The following is a 635-nucleotide window of genomic DNA, read 5'->3' as shown; positions in this document are numbered from 1 at the left end:
TCCTCAGGGTACTTAGATGTTTCAGTTCCCCTGGTCTGCCTCTACATACCCTATGTATTCAGGTATGAGTAACTGCGAATTACCACAGCTGGGTTTCCCCATTCGGACACCCCCGGATCAAAGCTTGCTTACAGCTCCCCGAGGCAGTTTCGTTGTTCGCCACGTCCTTCGTCGGCTCCTGGCGCCTAGGCATCCTCCGTGTGCTCTTATTAGCTTAACCATTGCTCCGGTGTTTCGCTTGTTCGCGCATCTTGTTTTAAACAGCGCTCCCGGATGAATCCGTTCGCTAGTCTGTTTAAAGCCAAAGGTCGCTTCACAATCGAAAACCTTCGCTTTCAGCATACTAATAACTATTTCAACTTGTTTACACAAGTTTCAGCTAAAAGATGTTCTAAAACGCATTTTCGTTTCGGTATCCAGTTTTCAAGGATCAAGGTTTCTGTAATTCTAGACATAACAAATTGATGAAGTTTGTTGGTGGAGCCAAGCGGGATCGAACCGCTGACCTCCTGCTTGCAAGGCAGGCGCTCTCCCAGCTGAGCTATGGCCCCGCAAATTCCATCAAAACCGAACAAATGGATACGCGTTAAGTATCTGGAAGTCAAGCTTCCGATTTGAATGTCTCCATTGCAGGA

Annotated in this window: 1 tRNA gene and 1 rRNA gene; both read right to left on the bottom strand. The window is 47.4% G+C overall.

Features of this window, described 5'->3' with window-relative positions:
- Positions 1-220 (bottom strand): 23S ribosomal RNA (locus A3848_RS28780); the annotation flags it as partial.
- Between the two features lie 255 nt (positions 221-475).
- Positions 476-551 (bottom strand) — tRNA-Ala (locus A3848_RS28775).
- Positions 552-635: the final 84 nt, after the last annotated feature.

It is taken from the genome of Paenibacillus sp. P32E (genome assembly GCF_001909085.1).
In the GTDB taxonomy this organism is placed as follows: Bacteria; Bacillota; Bacilli; order Paenibacillales; family Paenibacillaceae; genus Paenibacillus_AQ; species Paenibacillus_AQ helianthi.
The sequence above is the reverse complement of the archived record's forward strand: the minus strand, read 5'-3'. Positions and strand labels throughout refer to the sequence as shown.